At 65.8% G+C, this 23901-nt stretch carries 25 protein-coding genes and 1 tRNA gene; 11 read left to right on the top strand and 15 right to left on the bottom strand.

What is annotated here, in order from left to right:
- Positions 1-21 precede the first annotated feature (21 nt).
- Genes DFR52_RS07540 through DFR52_RS07550 form a run of 3 tightly spaced genes read right to left on the bottom strand, consistent with a single transcriptional unit; the run spans position 22 to position 2201 of the window.
- Positions 22-783: a class I SAM-dependent methyltransferase gene (locus DFR52_RS07540; protein ID WP_210205798.1), complete on the bottom strand. Its 762-nt coding sequence runs from the start codon at positions 781-783 to the stop codon at positions 22-24.
- A 3-nt stretch (positions 784-786) separates the two neighbouring features.
- Positions 787-1476, bottom strand: a complete 690-nt coding sequence (locus DFR52_RS07545) for a class I SAM-dependent methyltransferase (RefSeq protein ID WP_110031348.1) — start codon at positions 1474-1476, stop codon at positions 787-789.
- Entirely contained in the window at positions 1473-2201 is a 729-nt protein-coding gene (locus tag DFR52_RS07550; RefSeq protein WP_158284893.1) for a cephalosporin hydroxylase family protein, read from the bottom strand. Before DFR52_RS07550 ends, DFR52_RS07545 begins: the two co-directional genes overlap by 4 nt.
- A gap of 192 nt (positions 2202-2393) precedes the next feature.
- Between DFR52_RS07550 and DFR52_RS24450 the strand changes: the two genes are divergently transcribed.
- The 3 genes from DFR52_RS24450 (at position 2394) to DFR52_RS07560 (ending at position 4226) form a co-directional block, all read left to right on the top strand.
- Positions 2394-2549 (top strand): hypothetical protein, encoded by a 156-nt coding sequence (locus DFR52_RS24450; protein ID WP_158284894.1) that lies wholly within the window; start codon positions 2394-2396, stop codon positions 2547-2549.
- 156 nt (positions 2550-2705) lie between these two features.
- Entirely contained in the window at positions 2706-2972 is a 267-nt protein-coding gene (locus DFR52_RS07555; RefSeq protein WP_110031350.1) for a helix-turn-helix domain-containing protein, read from the top strand.
- A gap of 12 nt (positions 2973-2984) precedes the next feature.
- Complete coding sequence (locus tag DFR52_RS07560) at positions 2985-4226, top strand: type II toxin-antitoxin system HipA family toxin (RefSeq protein ID WP_110031351.1); 1242 nt, start codon at positions 2985-2987, stop codon at positions 4224-4226.
- Positions 4227-4566: 340 nt separating this feature from the next.
- Here the strand turns inward: DFR52_RS07560 and DFR52_RS07565 are convergent.
- Positions 4567-4640: transfer RNA gene (locus tag DFR52_RS07565), tRNA-Gln, on the bottom strand.
- 456 nt (positions 4641-5096) lie between these two features.
- Between DFR52_RS07565 and DFR52_RS07570 the strand changes: the two genes are divergently transcribed.
- The 5 genes from DFR52_RS07570 (at position 5097) to DFR52_RS07590 (ending at position 10806) form a co-directional block, all read left to right on the top strand.
- Positions 5097-6752 carry a Ppx/GppA phosphatase family protein gene (locus tag DFR52_RS07570; protein ID WP_110031352.1) on the top strand — a complete coding sequence of 552 codons (1656 nt, stop codon included), beginning with the start codon at positions 5097-5099 and terminating at the stop codon, positions 6750-6752.
- A complete protein-coding gene (locus DFR52_RS07575) occupies positions 6749-7507 on the top strand; it encodes an RlmE family RNA methyltransferase (RefSeq protein WP_110031353.1) in 759 nt (252 codons plus the stop codon). Before DFR52_RS07570 ends, DFR52_RS07575 begins: the two co-directional genes overlap by 4 nt.
- Before the next feature lie 188 nt (positions 7508-7695).
- Positions 7696-8469, top strand: a complete 774-nt coding sequence (locus tag DFR52_RS07580; protein WP_110031354.1) for an MBL fold metallo-hydrolase — start codon at positions 7696-7698, stop codon at positions 8467-8469.
- 289 nt (positions 8470-8758) lie between these two features.
- The gene (guaB, locus tag DFR52_RS07585; RefSeq protein WP_110031355.1) at positions 8759-10255 is read left to right on the top strand and encodes an IMP dehydrogenase; all 1497 of its coding nucleotides are present in this window, start codon (positions 8759-8761) and stop codon (positions 10253-10255) included.
- The gene (locus tag DFR52_RS07590; RefSeq protein ID WP_110031356.1) at positions 10255-10806 is read left to right on the top strand and encodes a hypothetical protein; all 552 of its coding nucleotides are present in this window, start codon (positions 10255-10257) and stop codon (positions 10804-10806) included. Before guaB ends, DFR52_RS07590 begins: the two co-directional genes overlap by 1 nt.
- A 35-nt stretch (positions 10807-10841) precedes the next feature.
- Here DFR52_RS07590 and DFR52_RS07595 read toward each other — a convergent pair whose 3' ends face one another.
- Positions 10842-11783 carry a prolipoprotein diacylglyceryl transferase gene (locus DFR52_RS07595; RefSeq protein ID WP_110031357.1) on the bottom strand — a complete coding sequence of 314 codons (942 nt, stop codon included), beginning with the start codon at positions 11781-11783 and terminating at the stop codon, positions 10842-10844.
- A 284-nt stretch (positions 11784-12067) separates the two neighbouring features.
- Between DFR52_RS07595 and DFR52_RS07600 the strand changes: the two genes are divergently transcribed.
- Complete coding sequence (locus DFR52_RS07600) at positions 12068-12493, top strand: MAPEG family protein (protein WP_110031358.1); 426 nt, start codon at positions 12068-12070, stop codon at positions 12491-12493.
- 32 nt (positions 12494-12525) lie between these two features.
- Here the strand turns inward: DFR52_RS07600 and DFR52_RS07605 are convergent, their stop codons facing one another.
- The gene (locus DFR52_RS07605) at positions 12526-13524 is read right to left on the bottom strand and encodes a LysR substrate-binding domain-containing protein (protein ID WP_110031359.1); all 999 of its coding nucleotides are present in this window, start codon (positions 13522-13524) and stop codon (positions 12526-12528) included.
- Between the two features lie 282 nt (positions 13525-13806).
- Between DFR52_RS07605 and katG the strand changes: the two genes are divergently transcribed.
- Positions 13807-16032 (top strand): catalase/peroxidase HPI, encoded by a 2226-nt coding sequence (gene katG / locus DFR52_RS07610; RefSeq protein WP_110031360.1) that lies wholly within the window; start codon positions 13807-13809, stop codon positions 16030-16032.
- 77 nt (positions 16033-16109) lie between these two features.
- Here katG and DFR52_RS07615 read toward each other — a convergent pair whose 3' ends face one another.
- Complete coding sequence (locus tag DFR52_RS07615; protein ID WP_245415246.1) at positions 16110-16487, bottom strand: DUF930 domain-containing protein; 378 nt, start codon at positions 16485-16487, stop codon at positions 16110-16112.
- Between the two features lie 567 nt (positions 16488-17054).
- Complete coding sequence (locus tag DFR52_RS07620) at positions 17055-18014, bottom strand: LysR substrate-binding domain-containing protein (RefSeq protein WP_110031361.1); 960 nt, start codon at positions 18012-18014, stop codon at positions 17055-17057.
- Positions 18015-18170: 156 nt separating this feature from the next.
- On the opposite strand from DFR52_RS07620, the gene DFR52_RS07625 reads away from it, so the two are divergent.
- The gene (locus tag DFR52_RS07625; protein WP_110031362.1) at positions 18171-18461 is read left to right on the top strand and encodes a DUF1127 domain-containing protein; all 291 of its coding nucleotides are present in this window, start codon (positions 18171-18173) and stop codon (positions 18459-18461) included.
- Between the two features lie 94 nt (positions 18462-18555).
- Here DFR52_RS07625 and DFR52_RS07630 read toward each other — a convergent pair whose 3' ends face one another.
- The 7 genes from DFR52_RS07630 to DFR52_RS07660 all read right to left on the bottom strand — a co-directional run bounded on the left by DFR52_RS07630 (position 18556) and on the right by DFR52_RS07660 (position 23856).
- A complete protein-coding gene (locus DFR52_RS07630; protein ID WP_110031363.1) occupies positions 18556-19419 on the bottom strand; it encodes a DUF937 domain-containing protein in 864 nt (287 codons plus the stop codon).
- Between the two features lie 181 nt (positions 19420-19600).
- Positions 19601-20974: a glutamate--cysteine ligase gene (locus DFR52_RS07635; RefSeq protein WP_110031364.1), complete on the bottom strand. Its 1374-nt coding sequence runs from the start codon at positions 20972-20974 to the stop codon at positions 19601-19603.
- Positions 20975-21144: 170 nt separating this feature from the next.
- Complete coding sequence (locus tag DFR52_RS07640; RefSeq protein WP_110031365.1) at positions 21145-21879, bottom strand: 16S rRNA (uracil(1498)-N(3))-methyltransferase; 735 nt, start codon at positions 21877-21879, stop codon at positions 21145-21147.
- Positions 21880-21910: 31 nt separating this feature from the next.
- On the bottom strand, positions 21911-22546 hold the full coding sequence (locus DFR52_RS07645) for a hypothetical protein (RefSeq protein ID WP_110031366.1): 636 nt from the start codon (positions 22544-22546) through the stop codon (positions 21911-21913).
- Between the two features lie 2 nt (positions 22547-22548).
- Positions 22549-23187, bottom strand: coding sequence for a LysE family translocator (locus DFR52_RS07650; RefSeq protein WP_110031367.1), 639 nt, complete (start codon positions 23185-23187; stop codon positions 22549-22551).
- 79 nt (positions 23188-23266) lie between these two features.
- Positions 23267-23605 (bottom strand): type II toxin-antitoxin system HicB family antitoxin, encoded by a 339-nt coding sequence (locus DFR52_RS07655; protein WP_110031368.1) that lies wholly within the window; start codon positions 23603-23605, stop codon positions 23267-23269.
- Positions 23602-23856, bottom strand: coding sequence for a type II toxin-antitoxin system HicA family toxin (locus tag DFR52_RS07660; protein ID WP_110031369.1), 255 nt, complete (start codon positions 23854-23856; stop codon positions 23602-23604). Before DFR52_RS07660 ends, DFR52_RS07655 begins: the two co-directional genes overlap by 4 nt.
- Positions 23857-23901: the final 45 nt, after the last annotated feature.

Below are 23901 nucleotides of genomic sequence, written 5' to 3' on the forward strand. Positions count from 1 at the left end.
CCAGGTGAACGCGGATCGGACCTACTCCACGACAAAATAGCTGGGATGCGTCAGGTACGGCACCCGCCGCAGGGCGATGTTGCCGAGACCGAGAGTGTCGCGCACGGCGAGCGTCTCGCCCGGAAAGGCTTCGTCGTTGAGCTCGTCGAGCACCACGATGCTTCCCCTGGTCAGAAACGGCGCGATCTCCTCGAGCACCACCCTGGTCGGGCTGTAGAGATCCATGTCGAGATAGGCGAGCGAGATGATCGTCTGCGGTCTCTGCTTGAGGAAGGCCGGGACGGTCTGGCGGGCATCGCCCTTGATGATGTCGAACTTCACCTTGTGACTGAGCGGCTTGGTCAGCTCATTGGCGCGCATCACCTCTGCCAGATGGCTCTCGTAGCCCGGCGTCGTCGCCACCGCGCCCGGCAGGTCATAGCCGGTGTTCAGGTCCTCCGGCGCCGAGTCGACGAAGCCCGAGAAGGTGTCGAAGCCGTAGATCTTGCGCAGTCCGTTGGTCGGCTCGTAGAGCGCGCGAAGGTTGGCGAATGTCGCCAGATTCTGTCCCCAGCGGCATCCGAATTCCATGATCACGCCGGGGACCGTGACGATCTGCCGGTAGAGGAGATCGAGAAACAGGATCTTGCCGATCTGCATGTGGTCCGTGTACAGCGCCGCGTTCTCCGGCCTCTCGTCGGCCGGAATCGGCGACGACGCCATCAGCTCGATCATCTTCTCGCGGCCGATCCGCTCGTCGGGATTGAAGTCGCGTTTGAAAAGCAGTCCGTCTCTTTCGGGCATCTGTCAGGCCTCTCCGATCATTCCGATGTGCAAGCTTCCGCTCATTGTCGTCCAGTCATAGGCGATCGCCTGTTCCAGCGCATCGCGGTTTTCCGGCGTCGTGTCGTGGCAGCAAAGCAGCGTGCCCGGCGTGAGCACCGGCCGCAGCCCGGCGACCATCCTCTCGATTTCATAGGGTGTGTGGCAGACGTCCGAAAAGATCAGGCCGTAGCGGGCGACGGGCAGCACATCCTTGAAGTCGCCGACGATGATCTCGACCAGGTGCTGCAGGTGGTGTCGCGCCAGCGTCTCCTTCAACCGGGCGACGATGCCGCCGGGGGACGAGATGACGGGAGCCGCGTGGGTGTCGAACAGGTCCGCTTTGGCGATGCCGCGCATCTCGGTGTCCCCGGGACACCAGAATTCGACATCGCCGTCTGCGTTGCGCCGGAAATAGCTGTCGTCGGGGTTGAGTTCGATCGACACGACCCTGTCGCCCGGCATCCGCTCGGACCGCAGCAGCAGGCCGCGCGCCAGGCAGCAGGTGGAGCGGCCGATCCAGGGGCCTATTTCCAGAACAGGACCCCGGGTCAGGGCCGCCAGGGCGTGCAGGGCCTGCTGCTGCACCGGCGTGAGCCAGCCCTGCACGTCCACCAGGTGCAGATGCGGTGAGAATGTCGCCAGAACCTGTTCGATACCCGCCTGGGAAATCATCGCAGGCACTTCAGATAGCCGAGCGGAGCTTCCGATATCAGCAGCCGCTCGTCCACCGAAAGGTCGCTGCCGAAGTCGGGGTTGCCGGCCAGAAACTCCTCGACCGCCAGCAGCGGCGAGTTGCCGGGGCCGAATTCACGGTCCTCGATCGGGCCGTCCAGGTTCTCGATGAAGGTGTCGAAGACGATGATGAAGGATCCCGGGCTCACCAGGGGAGCATAGCTCTCCAGCTCGTCGAGCACGTGGGCTTTCGAGTGGTCGGAATCAAGCACGACCATGACCGTGTCATCCTGCCGGATCTGCGACCTGATCGTCGCGATCGTGTCGGGCGAGACGGAATCGCCCTCCAGAAGCGAAATCATGTGGCTCAGCGGTCCGGTCTCGACCGCCTCCCGGGTGGAATCGAGCAGCCCCTTCTCCACGCCGATCACCCGACCCTCGGGGGAGACGAAATTCAGCACCGATGCGAGGAACAGCAGGCTGCCGCCGAAGGCCACCCCGGTTTCGACGATGATGGTCGGGCGGACGCTGTGGATGATCATCTGCATCATCACCAGGTCCTGCGGATACTTCAGCACCGGCCGGCCGAGCCAGTGGAAATTGTAGCCGTATCGGTGCTTGAAGGAGGTGTTCAGCCACGCCCTCGAGGTGCCTTCCAGCTCCGCATCAAGCGCCATCAGCCGGCGTCGTTCGAGGGCGACGGTTTCAAAATCTTCGAAGGTCATCGAGTGGATTGTTCTCACCTGAATATGGCCTGCCAAAGGCAGATTGGCGCTGTCCCGGGCCGGGCGGGCAGGTCGCGCAGGCGCGATCCCCGAAACTGTCCGGTGGTCCCTCCACCCGGTACCTGATAGCGCTCCGGAGCGCAAACGATTGTCGGGGGATTCGGTGTTTGGGGTGAGGACAGGTTGGCTTGCATGAAGGACATGATCGCGCCCCAGCTCGTGGTTCTGCTGCCAGGTGGCCATCGGCGCAAGGTTCGTCGCAACGGGACTGTGGAACTCTGGGAGCCTGCGCAGAACGATGCGCAACGGGCTGCAAGCGTCAGCCCGGTGCAACTTCTCGCCGGTTGAAGCTTGGCAAGGGATTGCTTGAGATCAACAGGGATACATTTTTCTTGCCGATCGGGAAGAAATCTCCAATTTTTGTGTGGGCTTCCTGATCGGTAAGTTTTTATGGACTGTTGTTCAGTCTTCCTGTACGGTAAGTTTAATGATGGAGACAGCCACATGATCCGTTCAGCCGCAGAATTCGGCGCACTTGTCCGTGAGCACAGGAAAAAGCTGGGATGGACACAGACCCAGCTCGCCGAACGCTGCGGGACCGGTGAACGCTTCATCGTCGATCTGGAGAACGGCAAGCCCGGCTGTCATCTCGAAAAATCGCTCATCGCGGCGCGCACCGTCGGCATTGATCTCGGCGACCTGAAATCCGCCAGCCCACCCGTTGCCCCTGAAGCCGATGACGATCTCGGCTTCCTGCCCCGTTTCTCCTGATCAGGTGCCCGTGTGACCACGATCTACTACGAGACCTGGCCCGTCGCCCGCCTCATCGACCGCGACGGGATTTCTCTCACGTACGATCCGAGCTGGGAAAGCCGCGCCTCGGCCTTCCCTATCTCCCTGGCCATGCCTCTGAGGGCAGGCCCCTACGGGGCTGAGCAGATCATGCCCTGGCTTGCCAATCTTCTGCCGGAAACGCATCTCTCCGAGATCGGCCAGCAGCTGAAGATTTCGCCTCAGGATATCGTCGGCCTTCTCATGAAGCTCGGCCGCGATACAGCGGGAGCCTTCTCGATCGGCGAGCCGCGGAGAGACGGAAACAATTTCCGCGTCGTCCCCGATGAGGCAGCGCTTGAGCGCATCCTGAAAGAACTGCCCGAGCGACCCTTCCTTATAGGAGAGCAGGGCGTGTCGATGTCGCTGGCGGGCGTTCAGGACAAGCTGCCCGTCTACATCGGCGAAGACGGCAGGATCGCCATTCCCGTCGATGGCACGCCTTCCACGCATATTCTGAAACCCGACATCAGACGCCTGGCCGGCAGCGTTCAGAATGAATTCTTCTGCATGACACTCGCCAAGCTCTGCGGCCTGGAGACGGCCGAGGTGACGACCGGCAGGGCAGGCAAGCGGGACTATCTGCTGGTCACGCGGTATGACCGCATCGCCGACAGCCAAGGCACGATCCGTCGCATCCACCAGGAGGATTTCTGCCAGCTGCTTGGCCTGTTCCCGTCCGAAAAATACGAGCGCGCAGGACTTGACCAGCGCGGTGGCGCGTCACTCGTACAGATGTTTGAGGCGTTGGCTCGCTATGCTTCGCCCGCCGAACGGCTGAGGCTGCTCGACGCGGTCATCTTCAACATCCTGATCTGCAACTCCGACTCCCATGCCAAGAACTACTCCGTCCTGATTGGGGCGGCCGGCACGGCCAGACTTGCACCGCTTTATGACTTGATGTGCGCTGCGGCTTACAAACAGGTGGATCAATCGCTTCCCCAGAAAATCGGGACAAAGCGAAATGCCGATGAGCTTCAAGGCGATGATTGGCGGCGATTTGCCGAAGCCGTGGCCTTGAGCCCAGTCTCGGTGATCAGGCGTGTGCGTGAAATGGCGGACCAGGTCGTGAGCCAGCTGGATGACAGACCTGACATGCTTTTTGGCGGGCAGGGCGCAAGCGTGGAGATGGCCGACAAACTCCGACCCCTGATAAGTAAGAGGTGCAAGCGGATAGACCGACAGCTTGGATAGCCGGCGCAACTGCATCATGCTTCACGGGGGGACGCATGCCCCGCTGCCGCGCAGGGCTCATGGCATCACACGCTCATCTTTGTCGCGGGATGCCACATATGGAAGCCAGGGAACGAGGGTGCGGGGACACTCCGCCTGCCTCGCGTCCTCGCTATCGGTCGCATCTGCGGTCGGAGAGGCAGGCGCAATCCGAATCCAGGCCTGCGAGCCGCACTCCCGGGAGGAACCGAACGTTCTCGGTCGGGCGCCCGCGGCCCGTTCCTGCAACAGTCCTTGGTTCACCGCGCAGCCGACGATTGAGTGCCAGTTAACCTGTTGATTTTTAAGGCTTGAAAAGGTTTGGCTGGGGAACCTGGATTCGAACCAGGACTAACGGAGTCAGAGTCCGTGGGTCTACCGTTAACCTATTCCCCAATATGCGCCCCGGCAAATGCGGTGCGCGGGCGGCTTATAGCCAATTCCCCGCGCCGATGCAAATGCCTGGCGGCACTTTTTTTCAGCGCCCGGGATGGGCGGCCAGCCGCCGGCCGCGCGGGCCCCGCGGCGCGGCCGCGGAGGGCGCACCGCTGGCCGACCACATCCGGCGTGCGTCCCCCTTCTGGCCAGGTTTCCGCCGCTCGCATCACGCCCGCCGTCCGCTTAGGTCTTGAGGATTCCCATCCCGAGCCTGATGCGTACGCCACCGCGTCCGCGAACATTGCCCGCGTGTCGCCGCATCCCCGATGCGGCCCGTGCGCCAGGCGCGCGCCGGCCGTCATGCCGGCTTCACAAAAAGGATTTTGCGAACCCGTCGCCATTTGCTAGTGTCGGCCCAACAGAAATCGAGAGGCGCGGCGGGTTCGGTCCTGCGAGCGTGCCACAGGACAGACCGTGACCAACTCCCCGGACGGCGAAAGGCCGGACAAGGGGGAGACACTGGCAGGTGAAAGGCCGTCGGCAGGCGCCCGAGAGGCAGCTTCAGGCGGCACGGAGACAGGACGCGGCCATGCTGCGTCCTCCGGTTCAACGACAGGCGGGACTCCGTCTGATGGAACCGCCGCCAGTGCATCCCCGGACGTCAAGACCCAGGCGGAGCCGCGCGGGCGCCGCAGGCGTCGGCGCCGCAAGTCGCCCCAGGCATCTGCAAGACCACCGGCGCCCGACGGCGCGTCCGGCCAGACGGCCGACGCGCGGTCGCAGTCCGCGCGGCCCGACCGCGGGTCGGCGGACGCCGTGCCGTCTGGCGAGACCGGCCGCGCCGCGGACTCCCAAGCCAAGGGCAAGAAGGGCCGCAAGCGCCGCCGCAAGCCGGCCCGCGCGCTGCAGGGCCGCCCGCTCGTGGCGCCCTCCGGCAGGCCGCCGCAGGGCCATCCCGCCGCCAGCGCCGCCGGCCCTTCGTCGGGCCCGCAATCCCCGTCGCCGCGTCTCGAGCAACCGGCGACCGGTCCCCGGCCGCAACCGCGCCCGCCGCTCGATGACCTCTATGCCGCCCTCGATCTCGGCACCAACAACTGCCGGCTGCTGATCGCCCAGCCAACGCGGCCGGGCCAGTTCCGCGTCGTCGACGCCTTCTCCCGCATCGTCCGCCTTGGCGAGGGCCTGGCCGCCACCGGGCGCCTGTCCGAGGAGGCGATGGACCGCGCGGTGGAGGCGCTGCGCGTCTGCGCCGCCAAGCTCGGCAACCGCACCCTGCGGCTGGAGCGGCTGATCGCCACCGAGGCCTGCCGCTCGGCGGCCAACGGCGCCGAGTTCCTGGCCCGCGTGCTCAGCGAGACCGGCCTCGACCTCGAGATCGTCGACCGCCAGACCGAGGCGCGGCTGGCGGTCGCCGGCTGCTCCTCGCTGGTCGGCCGCGAGACCGACGGCCTGGTGCTCTTCGACATCGGCGGAGGCTCCTCGGAGATCGCCATGATCGACCTGACCCATGACCGCTCCAACCGGCTCGCCAACCACATCAAGGCCTGGACCTCGCTGCCGGTCGGCGTGGTCACCCTGTCCGAACGCCACGGCGGCAGCCTGGTGACGCCCGAGGTTTTCGCCGCCATGGTGGCCGAAGTCGACGGCATGCTCGACGCCTTCCTGCCGCCGCCGCTGCCGGCCTTCGAGAATCCCGAGGGCCGCCATCGCGTGCATCTGCTCGGAACCTCCGGAACGGTCACCACGCTGGCCGGCCTGCATCTCGAGCTGCCGCGCTACGACCGCCGCAAGGTCGACGGGCTGTGGCTGGAAAACGCCGAGGTCGACCGCATGCTCGATCTGCTCCTGTCGTGGGACTTCGAGGCGCGCGCGGCCAATCCCTGCATCGGCGCCGACCGCGCAGACCTGGTTCTGGCCGGATGCGCCATCCTGCAGTCGATCCGCAAGCGCTGGCCGTCGGAGCGCATGCGCGTCGCAGACCGCGGCCTGCGCGAGGGGCTGCTCAATGAAATGATGGCCGCGGACGGTGCCTGGCGCCGCAGCGGCCGCAGGCACCGCGCGCGGCTCCAGGGGAGCGGCCCTGCCGCCCCCCTGTCCGGCGGCGGCAACGCCGGAGAGGGTCGATCATGACCAAGCCACCCGTCAGACCGTCATCCGCGCCCACCGGTCGCAAGCTCGGCCAGAAGGTCAAGAAGGGCAAGCTCAAGGCGTCCTCGCGCCGCTGGATCGAGCGCCATCTCAACGATCCCTACGTGCAGAAGGCGCGCCAGGAGGGCTATCGCTCGCGCGCCGTCTACAAGCTGCTCGAGATCGACGACAAGCATGCCATCCTCAAGAACGCCCGCCGCATCATCGACCTGGGCGCGGCGCCGGGCGGCTGGTCGCAGATCGCCGCCATCGTCACCGGTTCGACCGAGGATTATCCCAAGGTCTCGGCCATCGATTTCCTCGAAATGGATGCCATTCCCGGCGTGACCTTCCTGCAGATGGATTTTCTCGATGACGCCGCTCCCCGCAAGCTGATGGACGCGCTTGGCGGCGCGCCCGACGTGGTGCTCTCCGACATGGCCGCGCCCACCACCGGGCACGCCCGCACCGACCACCTGCGCACCATGTATCTGTGCGAGGTGGCGGCCCACTTCGCCATCGACGTGCTGGCGCCCGGCGGCCATTTCCTGGCCAAGACCTTCCAGGGCGGCACCGAGTCCGACCTGCTCAACCTGCTCAAGCGCAATTTCCGCTCCGTCGTCCACGTCAAGCCGCCGTCATCCCGGATGGAATCGGTGGAGATGTTCGTGCTCGCCAAGGGCTTCAAGGGTCGCCGCATCGCCGCCCCGGGTGAGGGCGGCGAGCCGGTGGAAGAGGACCATGGCGACGACGAATGATGCAGGCCGTCGGCGCGGCGGCTTGGCCATGACGACGGCGTGCATCGCGGGCCACCCAGTGCAGGCGCCGGACTGAAAGTTTGCCGAACCCGGCTTGGGCACACCGCCGCGGGCCAATAACGCATTTGTGTCTTGCCGTGGCGGCAGAGCGCCCCACATTCTTCCACAGTCACCGAGGGAGAAACCACATGACGATCAGCCGACGCCATCTCATCCGGACAACCGCGGCCGCCGCGGGAGCCATCCTGATCATGCCCTATGCCGCGCGAGCCGCCGCCAAGGCCAGCGATGTCTTCCAGTCCGCCGCCGGCGACATCACCATCCATCCGGTCGACCATGCCTCCTTTGTCATGGAGACCCCGCAGGGCGTGATCTATTGCGATCCGGTCGGCGACGCGGCGCAGTATTCCGACCTGCCCAAGCCGAACCTCATCCTCGTCACCCACGAGCACGGCGATCACTACAATGCGGAGACGCTGACGGCGCTGATGGGCGAGGGGGTCGAACTGATCACCAATCCGGCGGTCAATGCCATGCTGCCCGAGGCGCTCAAGTCCGGGGCCCGCCAGCTCTCCAACGGCGAATCGACCGAGTGGAAGGGCGTGTCGATCGATGCGATCGCAGCCTACAACACCACCGAGGAGCGCAAGAACTTCCATCCAGAGGGCCGCGACAACGGCTATGTGCTCGGTTTCGAGGGCTTCCGCGTCTACATTTCCGGCGACACCGAGAACACGCCGGAGATGAAGGCGCTCGAGGCCATCGATGTGGCCTTCCTGTGCATGAACCTGCCCTTCACCATGGACGTCGCCCAGGCGGCGGACGCCGTCAGCGCCTTCAAGCCGAAGGTCGTCTATCCCTATCATTACCGCGGCAAGGACGGCGGCACCCAGGATCCGGCCGAGTTCGCCAAGCTGGTCGGGGAATCCACCGAGGTGAAGATCGTCGACTGGTACGCCTGATCGCATGCACCCACCGGCGGACGGGGCGATGCTTCCGTCCGCCGGTGCCGTTGTCCGCGACCGCCATCCACAGCAATGGTCCTGCGGCGGTGATGCCGCCAGCCGACCTGGGCGCCGCGCTCCGCCGCGCCGGTTGAATTATGCCGCAATGCGGAATTTTTCGGTTGGCGGTTTCGAATTCGCCTTTCCCATGACACGCTTGCATGGTACCAGCCCTTGCCAACGCGAAGACCTCCCGGGACGGTCGCCGGCACCGGCGCTGTCCCCGACCAGATGGAACATACGGGCGATGGCAAAAATCATTCAGACGATCACCGGCGCCGAGGCGCTCACCTTCGACGACGTGCTGCTGCAGCCCGCCCATTCGGAGGTCATGCCGGGACAGACCAACATCGCCACGCGCATCGCGCGCGATTTCGACCTCAACCTTCCCATCATCTCGTCCGCCATGGACACGGTTACCGAAGCCCGGCTCGCCATCGCCATGGCCCAGGCCGGCGGCCTTGGCGTCATCCACCGCAACCTGACGCCGGTCGAGCAGGCCGAGCAGGTCCGCCAGGTCAAGAAGTTCGAAAGCGGCATGGTGGTCAATCCGGTCACCATCGGCCCGGACGCGCCGCTGTCGGAGGCGCTCGGACTGATGCGCACCCACAGCATTTCCGGCATCCCCGTGGTCGAGAGTTCGAGCAGGGGCGCGCCCGGACGTCTCGTCGGCATTCTGACCAACCGCGACGTCCGCTTCGCCTCCGATCCGGGCCAGAAGGTGCATGAACTGATGACCAAGGAAAACCTGGTCACGGTCAAGGAGAGCGTCGAGCAGGACGAGGCCAAGCGCCTGCTGCACAGCCACCGCATCGAGAAATTGCTGGTGGTCGACGGTGAAGGCCGCTGCGTCGGGCTGATCACGGTCAAGGACATCGAGAAGTCGCAGCTCAACCCGCACGCCTCCAAGGATGCCCAGGGCAGGCTGCGCGCCGCCGCCGCCATCAGCGTCGGCGACGACGCCTTCGAGCGCGCCGAGCGGCTGCTGGATGTCGGCATCGACCTGCTGGTCATCGACACCGCCCACGGCCATTCGCAGCGCGTGCTCGATTCGGTGGCGCGGGTGAAGAAGCTGTCCAATTCCGTCCGCATCATGGCCGGCAATGTCGCCACCGCCGAGGCCACCCGCGCCCTCATCGACGCGGGCGCCGACGCGGTCAAGGTCGGCATCGGCCCCGGCTCGATCTGCACCACCCGCATCGTCGCCGGCGTCGGCGTGCCACAGCTTTCGGCGATCATGAGCGCCGTTGAGGAAGCCCACAGGCACGGCATTCCGGTGATCGCCGATGGCGGGATCAAGTATTCCGGCGACCTGGCCAAGGCGATTGCGGCGGGCGCCTCCGCGGTGATGATCGGCTCGCTGCTCGCCGGCACCGACGAAAGCCCGGGCGAGGTCTATCTGCACCAGGGCCGCTCCTTCAAGGCCTATCGCGGCATGGGCTCGGTCGGCGCCATGGCGCGCGGCTCGGCGGATCGCTATTTCCAGGCCGAGGTGCAGGACACGCTCAAGCTGGTCCCGGAAGGCATCGAGGGCCAGGTACCGTTCAAGGGTCCGGTCTCGGCCGTGCTGCACCAGCTCGCCGGCGGCCTCCGCGCCGCCATGGGCTATGTCGGGGCTCCCGATCTGGCGAGCTTTCACGAGCGCGCCACCTTCGTGCGCATCTCCGGCGCGGGACTGCGCGAAAGCCACACCCACGATGTGACCATCACGCGCGAGAGCCCGAACTATCCGGGCTCGATGTAGTGCTTCGGCTCTGGCCCGGCTGGCTGCTGTGTGCCGCCACCGCCGGGCTGCTCGGCTACATGCTGGGCTTTGAGGGCCAGGCGATCAGCGCGATGATCGGCCTGCCGTTGCCGGATGCTGCCTTCTGGCCGCAGCAGCCGGGCAGCGTGTCGGCCTGGCGCGAGGCTTTTCTGGCCGCGCCGCAGGCTCCGCCGCGCTATCTGGCCCTGCATGCCGGCCCGGACCGGCTGCTGCCGCCGCTGCTGACGCTCAGCCTCGGATTTCTCGGCTTCGCCGCCCTTGCGGGCCGGGCCCGCCCGCTCATGGCCGTCATCGCCGGCGCCCTCTCGACCGCCGCCGCCTTTCCCTACATGCTGTTTGACCTTCGCGAAAATGCCGCCGCCGATGCGCTGTTCTCGCCCCGGGCGCTGGCCGGGCCGCTCGATCCGATGCTGGCCGCGGCGCTGCCGGGACTGACGCTGGCCAAATTCCTCACGCTCTACGCGGCGCTCCTCGTCGTCACGGCGCTGTGGATCTGGCGCCTGCGTCAGTGGCGCCGCGCGCGCAGCTGATCGGCTGCCCGGCCGACGGTGTCAGCGGACCCGCTTCAGAGATAGATGGATGTCGGTCCGGCGCCCGGCGCGACGGCGGCCGACAACGCCCATTGCTCGGCATAGCCGTCGGGCAATTCGGACTGGTCGTCCTCGCCCCCGGTCGGCGGGGTGCCCGTCTCGGCTTCATCGGCCTCCGCCGGCCCGGCTTCTCCGCCGGCTTCGACCGGGGTGCTGCCTGTGTCGGGGGCGGTCGGGGCGGTCTCTTCCTCCGCCGCCATGCCGCGGTCAACCACTTCGCCCAGCGTCTCGAACACCTTGGCCATGGCTATGTCGGCCTGATCCTCGGCCTTGGTCTCGTTGTCGACCTCGTCATAGACCTCTTTGGATTGGGCGTCCTGCTCGACTTCGTCGACCGATCTCGGACCTTTGGTCACGTCATCGAGGCGCTGCATCACCTTGCTGCCGGCCTGTCCGGCCAGCGCCTCGGAGACGACGCCCCGGACCTTCTCGGCCGCCTTGCCCTCCGGATCGGCGAAGGCATTGACCAGATCGACGGCTGTCATGCCGGTGAGCTTGACGCCGAGAATGGTCTCGAGCTTCTTCATCAGCGTCTTGTCGGCCGCAAGATCGTCCATGTTGACGGTCCGCTGAATGCGCGCGGCGATCTGCTGGTAGGATTTTTCGCTGCCGTCGGCCCGGCCGAGATCGATCGGCTCGCCGCGCTTGGCGGCCTTGTCGGTCAGATCCTGGACGACGCCGTCCATCAGCTTGGCCATGGCCGCATTCACGGTCATGTGGTCGCCGAAATAGTAGTTCTCCAGCACCTGGCTCTGAAGCTTCGACGGCTTCGCGTTCACCTCGACGGTCGGCTGCTGCCTGTCCTCGTCCTTCGCATTGGCTTCGGCCGCCGCCTCGTCCTGCTCCTCGATGATCGAGCGCATGATCGACAGCGTCGGGCTGACCGAAGTGCTGACTGACGAAATCGAACCCAACATGGCGTGACATCCGGAGTGACCTGCGCGGCAGGCTAGTGGAATCTGGTTAATTGGGCGTTAACGGTTGTCCAGCGCAGGGCCTGCACTTGTGGCCGGAGCGGGCTCGGCCTAAAGCTCATCGCGGGAATTCAGATTCACGCGATGTGCTTTAGCTCTTTTTAATTATCCATGTCGTGATCCCGAAACCGCTGCACACTTTCGGGCAACATGCATTAGGACAGGCGGCGGCCGCGGAGCCGCTTACAGGCCCGATCGCGAGGCCCGACCACACGGGGATATCCGACATGACCAACACAGCAATCTTCTGGCCGATGATCGCCCAGGCGCTGCTCACTTTCCTGATCTACTGTCTCGTCTCCTGGCGCCGCATCGGATCGATCAAGGCCGGCACCTCGAAGGCCGCCGACTACCGCATTCCGACGGTCGAGCCCGAACCGAGCGCCACCGTGGTCCGCAACCTGTCCAACCAGTTCGAACTGCCGGTGCTGTTCTATGTCGTGTGCCTGAGCCTCTACATCACCGCCGCGGCGGCGACGCTCGCAGTGCTGCTGGCCTGGGGCTTCGTCGTCGCCCGCTATGCCCATGCCTTCGTGCATGTCACCTCCAACCTGCTGCGGCTGCGCCGCCCGCTGTTCATTCTCGGCCTGGTCTTCGTGCTCCTGCTGTGGGTGGTGCTGGCCGTCCACCTGGCCACCGCGGGCGCTCTCTGAGAGCGGGAGGCTTCGCCTGCCGGCCGGAATGATCAGCGGGTGGGCGACCCGACCGCTTCACGGGTCGCCGGCTCAGCCTTGCCTGCGGCGTGAGGGCCGCCGCCGTCGCCGGCAAGGCTGAGCCGGCCGGCCTCGAGAATGCCGTCGGCGACTTCGGCCAGGGTCTCGGCCAGCGCCTCGAAATCGCGGCTGCGCTCGCTCGCCCTGCGCCAGAACAGCGCGATGTCGCGCGCCGGCTCGGGACTGGCGAAGGGCAGGATGCGGATGTTGCCGCGGCGGGGGCTTTCCGCCGACAGCGCGATCTCCGGCAGCAGCGTCCGGCCCATGCCGTGCGCCACCATCTGCAGCAGCGTCGTCAGCGAGGTGGCGCCGAAATTGACCAGCGTCGCATCGCTGCGGCCTTCGCAGATCGCCAGTGCCTGGTCGCGCAGGCAATGGCCCTCCTCGAGCAGCAGCATGCGGTCGAGCGCCACGCGGTGCTGGTTGAGCGGCGAATCGAGGATGTCGCCCTCGTTGTTCGACACGGCCATGAAGAACCGGTCCTCGAACAGCAGCCGGTGGCTGAGTGCCGGATCCTTGATCGGCATGGCCGCGACAATGGCGTCGAGCGCGCCGGCGCGCAGCTGCGCCACCAGCGTCTCGGTGATCGCTTCCTTAACGCCGAGTTCCAGCGAGGGGAAGCGCTGCGCCAGCTCCGGCGCCATCACCGGCAGCAGATAGGGTGCCACCGTGGGAATCATGCCGATGCGCAGGCTGCCGGTCAGCACGCCGCTCTCCTGCTGCACCTGCTCCTTGATCGAGCGCACCTCGTCGAGAATGCGCCGGAAGCCGGGCAGCAGCCGCTGGCCGGTTTCGGTGAGGACGATGGCGCCCCGGGTCCGCTCGACCAGCTTGCAGCCGAGCCGGTTTTCCATCTCGGCGATCTGGGTGGAGAGTGCCGGCTGCGAGACATGCGCAAGATCCGCCGCCCGGCCGAAATGCAGCGTGCGCGCCAGCGCATCGAAATAGGCCATCTGTCGCAAAGTTATCATAATTAGAACCTATGGAAGAAACTCAAAAATACAATTGGAAATTATCGCGGATATGCGGCAATTTGGGCCGCAGGCAAACAGATCGACAAGGGGAGAGGTCGACAGCAGCCGCCGGACGCCGCCCGTCACCCGAGGTGATCGCGCATCCGGACCATCAGGAGATCACCCTCTTTCTGTCGGAAAGCTGCTCGACACCGACGCCCTTGCGCGGCCCCGGCGGGAACGCTGACGGGCCTGGCCATTTCAAGTGAGACCATTTTAACGAGACGACTGGAGAACGACATGGACGCGAAACTCAAGGAAATCAACGACAGCTCTGCCGGCGGCAAATGCCCGGTGATCCATGGCGCGACGAATGTCGGCCTGCGGTCCAACCGCGACTGGTGGCCCAACCAGCTCAATCTCCGCATTCTGCACCAGAATTCGGCGCTGTCCGACCCGATGGCAGGTTCGTTCGATTATATCGAGGAGTTCAAGAAGCTCGACCTCGCGGCCCTCAAGCAGGACCTGTACGCGCTGATGACCGACAGCCAGGAATGGTGGCCCGCCGATTTCGGCCACTATGGACCCTTCTTCATCCGCATGGCCTGGCACAGCGCCGGCACCTATCGCACGGCCGACGGCCGCGGCGGCGCCACGTCCGGCACTCAGCGCTTTGCACCTCTCAACAGCTGGCCCGACAATGTCAATCTCGACAAGGCGCGTCGCCTGCTCTGGCCGATCAAGCAGAAGTACGGCAACAGGATCTCCTGGGCCGACCTGATGATCCTCACCGGCAACTGCGCGCTCGAATCCATGGGTTTCAAGACCTTCGGATTTGCCGGTGGGCGTGCCGACGTCTGGGAGCCGGAAGAGGACATCTACTGGGGCGCCGAAACCGAATGGCTGGGCGACAAGCGCTACACGGGTGACCGGGAGCTTGAAAATCCGCTCGCCGCCGTGCAGATGGGCCTCATCTACGTCAACCCCGAAGGCCCGCACGGCGACCCGGACCCGCTGGCGTCCGCCCGCGACATTCGCGACACGTTCGGCCGCATGGCCATGAACGACGAGGAAACCGTGGCCCTCATCGCGGGCGGCCACACCTTCGGCAAGACCCACGGCGCCGGCGACGCGCAGCTGGTCGGCCCAGAGCCGGAAGGCGCCGGCATGGCCGAGCAGGGCCTCGGCTGGACGTCGAGCTTCGGCAGCGGCAAGGGTGTCGATACCATCAGCTCCGGCCTGGAAGTCACCTGGACGACGACGCCGACCAAGTGGAGCAACAACTTCTTCGACAATCTCTTCGGCTTCGAATGGGAACTGACCCGCAGCCCGGCGGGCGCCAAGCAGTGGACGCCGAAGGCCGGCGCAGGCGCGGGCACCGTGCCGGATGCGCATGATCCCTCGCGTCGTCACGCGCCCTCCATGCTGACCTCGGACCTGGCCCTGAAGATGGACCCGATCTACGCGCCGATCGCCAAGCGTTTCCACGAGAATCCGGACCAGTTTGCCGACGCCTTCGCCCGCGCCTGGTTCAAGTTGACCCACCGCGACATGGGTCCGCGTTCGTGCTATTTCGGCCCGGAAGTGCCCTCCGAGGATCTGCTCTGGCAGGATCCGGTTCCGCCGGTCACGCATCAGCTCATCGATGCCGCGGATATTGCCGATCTCAAGGCGAAGATCCTTGCCTCGGGCCTGTCGGTTGCCGAGCTGGTATCCACTGCCTGGGCGTCCGCGTCCACCTTCCGTGGCTCCGATCGCCGGGGCGGCGCAAACGGCGCGCGCATCCGTCTGGCCCCGCAGAAGGACTGGGACGTCAACCAGCCGGCGCAGCTCGCCAGGGTTCTCGAAACCCTCGGCGGCATCCAGCAGGCCTTCAACGCGGTCCAGACCGGGCCGAAGAAGGTGTCGCTGGCCGATCTGATCGTGCTTGCCGGTGTCGCCGGCGTCGAACAGGCGGCCCGCAACGCCGGACAGTCGATCGAGGTTCCGTTCGCCCCCGGTCGCACCGATGCCACCCAGGAGCAGACCGATGCCGAGTCGTTTGCGCCGCTCGAGCCGATGGCCGATGGTTTCCGCAACTATCTGCGCACCCAGTACTCCGTGTCCTCCGAGGAACTGCTCATCGACCGCGCCCAGCTCTTGACGCTGACCGCGCCGGAAATGACGGTGCTGGTCGCCGGACTGCGGGTGCTTGGCGCCAACCACGGTGGCTCCAGGCACGGTGTGTTCACCGAACGCACGGGCGCGCTGACGAACGACTTCTTCGTCAATCTGCTCGACATGGCGACGGTCTGGAAGCCGACCTCCGAAACCGAGGCCGAATTCGAAGGCCGTGATCGCAAGACCGGCGAGCTCAAGTGGACAGGGACCCGGGCCGACCTGGTGTTCGGTTCCAACTCCCAGCTGCGCGCGCTGGCCGAGGTCTATGCCCAGGAAGATTCCAAGGCGAAATTCGTGGCCGACTTCGTCAAGGCCTGGACCAAGGTGATGAACGCCGACCGGTTCGACCTGCGCGCCACGCACTGAACCCGCGACACCAAAGACTGCAAGCCGGGGCCGAAAGGCCCCGGTTTCATGTCAGGACCGGCCTCGGCCATTGAGTCTCAATCGGACGGCCCGTCATCGGAGGCGAGCGCGTTGACCTCCCATTCGCTTTCGGGGATTTCCTCGCCCATGGCGAACTCGAAGGCCTTTACCTTCTCGAGGTCCGCGCTGACATCGCAGGTGAAGCTGATGCCGTACCAGCGCTTCCGGCTTCTCACCGCGCCCCCATCGGCCCGCAGCGTCCGGTCCTTGAGCGTCGGGTCCGAGGTGGCATAGGCCACCACCAGATCCGGTTCGAACTCCGCCTTCCAGGCATGCACCTGCTCCATGGCCTCAAGATCGCAGAGCTGGATGATGCGCTCGTCGGTGCCGAGCCGGCGCAGCGCCGCCAGGGCCTTGCGGCTGCGCGGATCGGCGAGCACCCGGGCGGACAGCATCCGGGTCGGCCGGACCGTTCTGTCGGTGCTTTCGGATGGTTGGACCGGAACAGCCGGGACAGTGTCGGGCCGCTCCGGCATGTCCGCGGTTTCAGGCGTCGTCAGCGCGGGAGGCGACTGCCGTGCGGCAACGGGCGGGGGGATCGCCGCCGGGAGCGGGGCGCTCACCATCTCGACGGAGATGGCACGCTGCAGCGGCAAGGCCGGGTCATCGCGGGCCGGCATCCATGCGGCGGCCAGGATGGCGAGAAGGTGGAGCGCCGCCGAAGCGCCGGTGCAGAGCCGGAGGAGCGGATCTCGGTGCCGGCGATCGTCCGCCTCGGCTGCTCTGCTCGTATCCTGCATCATGTCGGCGGCTTGAAACCATCTGACGAAATTCGGGTTGCGCCGGACCCTGGGTCGCGATCAGGCGAGGAGGCCGATCCCGGGCACGCTCGCCATCTTGCCGCCAAATGCGGCAAGACGAGCGGCGACACGAAACAAAACGCCAAGGCGCGGAGCCCATCGCCATGGCGCCTTGGGTGCGACGGCTTCGCGGCGGATCGGCTGGCCGGGACCGCCCCGCCGCTACCAGGCCGGCACGGCGGCGAAATCGTTACGGGCACGGTTGTCGCGGCGCGCCACGGGTGTCTGGCTGCTGTTGGCGGCAGCCTCGTCATGGCCGACCGGCGTGATGTTGTCGAGGCTGGCGGCGATGTGGCCGCAGATCGCGTTGACCAGCGCCGCCGGCGCCCCGGGGCGCTTGATCAGACCGATCTGCGCCGGTTCCAGTGCCGGAAATCCTTCCGCCGGCGACAGGATCCGCATGCCGGGCCTGACGGCGCATTCGGGCAGCAGCGACACCGCCAACCCGCTCAGCACCGCCGAGGCCACGACGGTCGCCGACCAGCTGGTGAACAGGATCTGGTAGTCGCGCCCGGCCGAATCGAGCGCGGTGCAGGCGAGGTTGCGCCAGTTGCACGACCGCCGCCCCACCGCCAGCGGCACCGGCGTGTCCTCGTGCACGGTGTGGTTCATCGAGGTCACCCAGTAGAGCGGCTCGGTGCGCACCACTTCCGACATCCGTTCGCGCGGATTGTGGGTGACGAGCGCCACGTCCAGTTCGCCGCGCGCCATCTTGATCGTCAGTTCGCGCGAGGGCTCGCACTCGATGTAGAGCTCGACATTGGGATTGGTCTTGGCGAATCGCGCGATGATGCCGGGCATGTAGCGATCCGCATAGTCGTCCGGCGTGCCGATGCGGATCGAGCCTTCCAGCTGCTGGTCGTCGAAGGCGGCGATGGTCTCGTTGTTGAGCCGGATCATCCGCCGCGCGAAGCCGAGCAGCCGCTCGCCATCCTCGGACAGCCGGTTCATCCGCCCGTCCTTGACGAACAGCGACTTGCCGACCCGCTCCTCCAGCCGGCGCATCTGCATCGACACCGCCGACTGGGTCTTGAACACCTTGTCGGCGGCGCGGGTGAAGCTGCCGGTATCGACAATGGCGATGAAGGTTTGCAACTGGTCGATGTCGAGTGCTGCGGGCATGACGGGCTCCTATCAGGAAAACTGATGCTACAGATTAGAAACATTCGTTAGACTGATCAATCGAAATCTGGGAAATTGCATGGGTAGACAACGGTGCCGCAAAGTCCTCCCAAGCACTGCGCGCGCGCACCGGCCAGCCACGAAACGGAAACGATCATGAGCCAGAACACTTGCACAGCCACGCCGCTGCATGCGGCCAACTCCGTCCGCACCGCCGCGACCGGTTCGGTGCGCTTCAACGCGATGCGTCAGCTCCGCAAACTGGCGCAGGCGTTCCGCAACCGCATCAACGCGCGGGCGCTCGACAAGCTTTCGGACCGCGAGCTGGCCGACATCGGCCTGACCCGCATTGACGTGCGGATGGCGTTCCGCTCCGGCCCGTCCGTCGATCCGACCACGGAGATGGCCAGGCGTGCCCGCGCCAACACCCGCACCATGTCGATCTGACACACCGCAGTCCCCTGCGGGATGCGCCCTGCGTCCCGCTTTTGCCCGGTCGTTCACTCGGCCGGGCTTTTTCACGCCCGGCGCGGCCCGCTGCTCAGGAGGTGGTGCGGTTCATGCCCTTGAGATACTGGTCAAAGATCGAATCGACGTTCTTCTGGTAGCCTTTCTGCACCTCGCGGCCGCTATCGAACATCTTGCCGAAGATCTCGCCATAGGGATTGCCGGACTCGGGCGAAGCCTCTTCCGGCGGCGGTGCCGCGGAGGGCGCCGTGGCCATGCCCGCCATATTGCCCATCATGTCGGTGAAGATCTTGCCCAGCGGATTGTCGAACGGAGTGGCGCCGTCGCCGGGCGCCTTCCCGGCCTGGGCGCCGCCGAACATGCCTTCGAGAATCTGTCCCAGCGGATTGTCCATCGGCGAGGCCTTCTGCGTCGGTCTGGCCTGCCCGCCGCCCATGCCCTGCCGCATCATCTCGGCCATCAGGTCGCCGATCACGTTGCCGGTCGACCCGCCGCCGGAATTGGCCGCGCCGAACTGGCCCATCGACTGCTTGTAGAGCCCGCCCATGATGGCCGAAGCCATCACCGGCAGCATCTGCTTGAGGATCTCCTGGCCGATTCCGGTGACGGCGGCCGCCTGCGCGGCAATGGCGCGGCTGACCTCCTTGGAGCCGAACAGGTGACCGAGAATGCCGTTGCCCTCCTCCATGCCACTGGGGGTGAAGGCCTTGCCTATGTCCTCGAAATAGCGCGCATGATCGCCGCCGGCCAACGCCTGAAGGAAACCCGACAGGTCGGCCGGATTGGCCGCATTGCGCTTGAGACCGGTCGAGAATGCCGGCATCAGCGCCGCCATCGCCTTTTCAACCTGTTCCCTGTTGAGATTGAACTGACGCGCCATCATCTGAATGGCCTCGCCATTCTGGGCGTTCATCATCATGTCAAACAACGGCATCATGGTCTCTCTCCTCCGGGCGCGAAACGACGCGTTGGAGAGAGCCTATACCCACTGTCTGATGGCTGCAAAGGCCAATCCGATGCGCCCGGCCCCGGGCCCGGCGCCCCGTTCGCGGCGGGCAGGGAGCGCACGGCCCGCGCGCGCATATCCGTCCGATCCGTAGGGCCGGCTGGCCCGCGTCTCAGAAGGCGTAGTCGGTGAAGGCCGGCTCGACCGACTGGTTCCAGCGGCCGTTGTAGAGGGCGAGCATTTCCTCGGCCATCGTCGTGCCGCGCGCCACCGATTCCTCCAGCGGCGCCAGGAAATGGCTTTCGTCATTGCCCTCGGAGTTGAGCCGTGCCCGGCTGACCAGCCCGCGGCGGGAAATGCCCAGCGCTTCGCGCGCCATGTCGCGCATGGGCTGGCCGCGGAACAGGGTCTTGAGCCCGTCACGCGGCACCTCGTTGCGCATGGCGTTGACCTCTTCGAGCGTCCAGTCGCGGGTCAGCGCCTCCGCCTCGGCGAGCGCCGATTCGTCATAGAGCATCCCGACCCAGAAGGCAGGCAGCGCACAGATGCGGCGCCACGGCCCGCCGTCGGCACCGCGCATTTCGAGGAAGCGCTTGAGCCGCACGTCCGGGAACAGCGTCGAGAGATGGTTGGTCCAGTCGCCCATGGTCGGCAGCGGCTGCTTGAGCTCATTCTTCAGCGCGCCGTTCATGAACTGGCGGAAGGTGACATGGGTCGCGTCGACATAATGGCCGTCGCGAATGACGAAATACATCGGGATGTCCATCGCCCATTCGGCATAGTCGGCAAAGCCGAACTGGTCGGAATAGACGAACGGCAGCTGGCCGGACCGGTTGTTGTCGGTGTCGCGCCAGATATCGCCGCGCCAGGACTGCAGGCCGTTGGGCTTGCCCTCGGTGAACGGCGAGGAGGCAAACAGCGCGGTGGACAGCGGCTGCAGCTTCATCGACACCTGCATCTTGCGGCGCATGTCGGCTTCCGACGAGAAATCGAGATTCACCTGGATCGTGCAGGTGCGGTACATCATGTCGAGGCCCTGGCTGCCGACCTTCGGCATGTAGTTGGTCATGATGTCGTAGCGCGACTTCGGCATCCGCGGGGTTTCGGCGCGGGTCCATTTCGGACTGCCGCCGAGGCCGAGAAAGCCGATGCCGAGCGGCTCGGCGATCTCGCGCACCTGCGCCAGATGGGCGTTGGATTCGCTGCAGGTCTGATGGATTGTTTCGAGCGGCGCGCCGGAAAGTTCGAACTGGCCGCCGGGCTCGAGGCTGATGGCGCCCTGGCCGGTGGGTTCGACCAGGCCGATGATGTGACCCGCATCGATGATCGGCTCCCAGCCCAGCATCGTCGTCATGCCGTCGAGCAGCGCCTTGATCGAGCGCTCGCCCTCGTAGGGAACCGGGGAGTTGTCCTTCTTGAAGAACACGAACTTCTCGTGCTCGGTGCCGATGCGCCACTTGTCGCGCGGCTTGTTGCCTTCCGCCATATGGGCGACGAGCTCGTCGAACGAGCTGATCAGCGTGTCGTCGGTGGTGTCGCGAGCCATGGCGGATCCGTTGGGTCTGGTTCACCGCCCGGGCAGGCGGACGTGGTCTTGTTGAGGCTGATTGGACCGGATTTCGCGCTTGCGCAAGTGAAAAGGGTTGAACCTCGGGTCAATCATCATTGATGCGCGGCGGCCCTTGAACCGGTGCCGCGGGCACCCCATTTCCTCGCTCACCAATCTCCGGCCAGCATCTGCACCGCCGCCATCGCCGCCACCGCGGCGGTGTCGGCGCGCAGGATTCGCGGTCCCAGCGGAATGGCCGTCACATAGGGCAGGGCATGCAGCATGGCCCGCTCGCGCTCCGAAAACCCGCCCTCGGGACCGATCAGCAGCGCCAGGTCGCGCTCCTCGATCGCCGAGAGGATTTTCGCCGGGTTGTTGCCGGCAGCGCTCTCGTCGCAGAAGATCAGCCGCCGCGCCGGATCCCAGCCGTCCAGAAGCTGATCGAGCCGCGCCGGCTCGACAAGTTCGGGAATGGCGAGATTGCCGCATTGCTCGGCCGCCTCGATGATGTTGGCTGCCAGCCGCTCGTCCTTGAGCCTGCTCATCTGGGTGTGGTCGGTCATCACCGGGCGAATGGTTCGGGCGCCCATCTCGGTCGCCTTCTGGACAAGATATTCGAGCCGTCCCGTCTTCAGCGGCGCGAACAGGAAGTCGAGCCGCGAGGGCGGATCCTGCGGTCGTGTCTGCTCGTTGATCTCGAGGCTCGCCGCCTTGCGGCCCTCCGGGCGCAGTGTGGCGGAGAATTCGCCGTCCTTGCCATTGAAGACGAGCACCCTGGCGCCATCAGGCTGGCGCAGCACGGTCAACAGGTAATGTGCCTGCTCGCGCGACAGCGTCACCCGTCCGCCAGTGGCGAGGGGCTGATCGAGAAACAGGCGTTGCAGTTTGTAATTGGCGCGCATGGCAGAGTTCTTGCCGAAGCGGAGGCGAAGATCAAGCCGTGGGCTGTTTGACGCTGGGGTGAAACAGCGGCGCATATCCGGCCTTCAGAACAGCCACGCTTGAGGGCGGCGTCACCAGCCACAGCGGCGCGGCATCCATTGCATCGAGCGGGCGCCCCGCTCCATAGCCGCCGAATGACCAGGGCAGCAGCGCCCCGCCAAGCTTGAGCAGGTATTGACCGTCCTGCCGCAGCATGGCGCCGTCGGGCAGGGCGCCGATATCCAAGAGCGAAATCCGCCGCCGGGGATCGTCCGCCGGCAAGGCTCGCTCCGGCTTGAGGATCCGGTCGATCTCGTCGGCCGACAGATGCGCCACGCCGCGCACGGAGGCCATGGCCACCCGGAACTGGTTGGCGTCCTCGCGCCGACACAGGAAGCAGGGCCGGTGGCCGGCGGCCAGCGCTGTGAGCTCGTCGAGAAAGAACAGTTCGGTGTATTGCCCCGGCTGCAGCAGCCTGCGCCGCCACCCTTTGAACTCAGTGAGGCAGATGATCCAGCGGTCGACCGGAGGCTTGCGGGTGATCTCGCCCCTGGCATTGTGGATGCAGCCGCGATTGCCGAACAACATGCCACGATCGCTGACCGCATGCAGGTCTCCGCCGGGATCGACCCGGTTGCGATAGGGCATTTTCAGGCCGTGCGCCGGGTCAGCGCCGCCGCCAGCCCCGCCATCATCAGCAGCGAGCCGCCCGCCCGTGTGGCGGTCCTCAGCACACCCGGACGTCGCACCGCCCGCCGGGCCCGGTCGGCGGCCAGCGCGAAGGCGATGGCGTTGGCGATGCCGAGCACCGTGAATGTTCCGACGAAAATGGCCGCCTGCGGCAGATAGGGCCGGGCGGGATCGATGAATTGCGGCACGAAGGCCACGAAGAACAGGATTCCCTTGGGGTTCAGCGCCGTGACCAGAAACGAATCGCGAAAGATCGTCATCGGCCGCACCGCCGGGGCGTTTGCCTCCACCGCGACATCGGGAATCATCACCGGCGCCCGCCACATCTTGAAGCCGATCCAGATCAGATAGGCAGCGCCGATGAGCTTCAGCACAGAGAAAAGCGTCCCCGAAGTGGCGAGAAGTGCGCCGGCGCCGGCCAGCGACAGCGAGGTAGCGATGAGATCGCCAAGTCCGACACCGGCCACGCTTGCCAGCGCCACCCGCCGCCCATGCGCCAACGCCTGGCTGATCACCATGATGATGGTCGGTCCGGGAATGACCAGCAGGATCAGGCTGGCGGCAACGAACGCAAGATAATGCTCAAGGCTGACGGGCATGGCGGGACTCCGGAATGGCTTATTATCGCCCGAGCAAGCCCCAGAATCCGGCAGTGGTCAAGCCGCGTCTGGGTCGCGCTCAGGGATAGTTCTCGGTTGCCTCGTCCAGCAGATCTTCCGCCCACTGGTTCAGGCTTTTCCCGGCCATTTCGGCGGCGATTGCCGCCCGGCGATGCGTCTCGGGCTTCACCCTGAACATGACCTTGCCCGAGTACGGCTTTTGCGGCTCCTTGCCGACCTTGCCGCATGCCTCGACATAATCGTCGACTGCTTCATAAAAGGCCGACTTCAGCTCAGCCACGTTTTCGGCATGGAAGCCGACCACGTCACTGATGCCGGCAATGCGTCCGACAAAGATCTCGTCTTCCGCATCGAAATCGACACGCGCAAAATATCCCTTGTAGCTCATTGCGTTCATGGCGTTACTCCAATCTGGATCAGGAACTCGCGGGCGTCCCGGACCTGGTAGCGCTTGGCTTCCTTTGCCGGGTGCGGCCGATGGAAGGTGGCAATCACACCGTCCTTCTCGAACCGGACGCGCGAACCGCTGCCCTCGATCACCCTCGCTCCAGCCGCAATCAGCAAGCTTTCGACAGATGCCCATTCGATCGTGCCCGAAGCCGGGGTCTTGAAAACGAGGTCCAGGGTCTTCCTGTGCTTGCTGTTCATGCAAGCAATATAGGCAACCGAAGCACCAAAATGCAAGCGAAATGT

The organism is Hoeflea marina (assembly GCF_003182275.1).
In the GTDB taxonomy this organism is placed as follows: Bacteria; Pseudomonadota; Alphaproteobacteria; order Rhizobiales; family Rhizobiaceae; genus Hoeflea; species Hoeflea marina.

Bases quoted from the DNA above. Each gene is read 5' to 3' on its own strand.
- DFR52_RS07540 (WP_210205798.1), bottom strand. From the start codon at position 783: ATGCCCGAAAGAGACGGACTGCTTTTCAAACGCGACTTCAATCCCGAC.
- DFR52_RS07545 (WP_110031348.1), bottom strand. From the start codon at position 1,476: ATGATTTCCCAGGCGGGTATCGAACAGGTTCTGGCGACATTCTCACCG.
- DFR52_RS07550 (WP_158284893.1), bottom strand. From the start codon at position 2,201: ATGACCTTCGAAGATTTTGAAACCGTCGCCCTCGAACGACGCCGGCTG.
- DFR52_RS24450 (WP_158284894.1), top strand. From the start codon at position 2,394: ATGAAGGACATGATCGCGCCCCAGCTCGTGGTTCTGCTGCCAGGTGGC.
- DFR52_RS07555 (WP_110031350.1), top strand. From the start codon at position 2,706: ATGATCCGTTCAGCCGCAGAATTCGGCGCACTTGTCCGTGAGCACAGG.
- DFR52_RS07575 (WP_110031353.1), top strand. From the start codon at position 6,749: ATGACCAAGCCACCCGTCAGACCGTCATCCGCGCCCACCGGTCGCAAG.
- DFR52_RS07580 (WP_110031354.1), top strand. From the start codon at position 7,696: ATGACGATCAGCCGACGCCATCTCATCCGGACAACCGCGGCCGCCGCG.
- guaB (WP_110031355.1), top strand. From the start codon at position 8,759: ATGGCAAAAATCATTCAGACGATCACCGGCGCCGAGGCGCTCACCTTC.
- DFR52_RS07595 (WP_110031357.1), bottom strand. From the start codon at position 11,783: ATGTTGGGTTCGATTTCGTCAGTCAGCACTTCGGTCAGCCCGACGCTG.
- DFR52_RS07600 (WP_110031358.1), top strand. From the start codon at position 12,068: ATGACCAACACAGCAATCTTCTGGCCGATGATCGCCCAGGCGCTGCTC.
- DFR52_RS07605 (WP_110031359.1), bottom strand. From the start codon at position 13,524: ATGATAACTTTGCGACAGATGGCCTATTTCGATGCGCTGGCGCGCACG.
- katG (WP_110031360.1), top strand. From the start codon at position 13,807: ATGGACGCGAAACTCAAGGAAATCAACGACAGCTCTGCCGGCGGCAAA.
- DFR52_RS07615 (WP_245415246.1), bottom strand. From the start codon at position 16,487: ATGCTGTCCGCCCGGGTGCTCGCCGATCCGCGCAGCCGCAAGGCCCTG.
- DFR52_RS07620 (WP_110031361.1), bottom strand. From the start codon at position 18,014: ATGCCCGCAGCACTCGACATCGACCAGTTGCAAACCTTCATCGCCATT.
- DFR52_RS07625 (WP_110031362.1), top strand. From the start codon at position 18,171: ATGAGCCAGAACACTTGCACAGCCACGCCGCTGCATGCGGCCAACTCC.
- DFR52_RS07630 (WP_110031363.1), bottom strand. From the start codon at position 19,419: ATGATGCCGTTGTTTGACATGATGATGAACGCCCAGAATGGCGAGGCC.
- DFR52_RS07635 (WP_110031364.1), bottom strand. From the start codon at position 20,974: ATGGCTCGCGACACCACCGACGACACGCTGATCAGCTCGTTCGACGAG.
- DFR52_RS07640 (WP_110031365.1), bottom strand. From the start codon at position 21,879: ATGCGCGCCAATTACAAACTGCAACGCCTGTTTCTCGATCAGCCCCTC.
- DFR52_RS07645 (WP_110031366.1), bottom strand. From the start codon at position 22,546: ATGCCCTATCGCAACCGGGTCGATCCCGGCGGAGACCTGCATGCGGTC.
- DFR52_RS07650 (WP_110031367.1), bottom strand. From the start codon at position 23,187: ATGCCCGTCAGCCTTGAGCATTATCTTGCGTTCGTTGCCGCCAGCCTG.
- DFR52_RS07655 (WP_110031368.1), bottom strand. From the start codon at position 23,605: ATGAACGCAATGAGCTACAAGGGATATTTTGCGCGTGTCGATTTCGAT.
- DFR52_RS07660 (WP_110031369.1), bottom strand. From the start codon at position 23,856: ATGAACAGCAAGCACAGGAAGACCCTGGACCTCGTTTTCAAGACCCCG.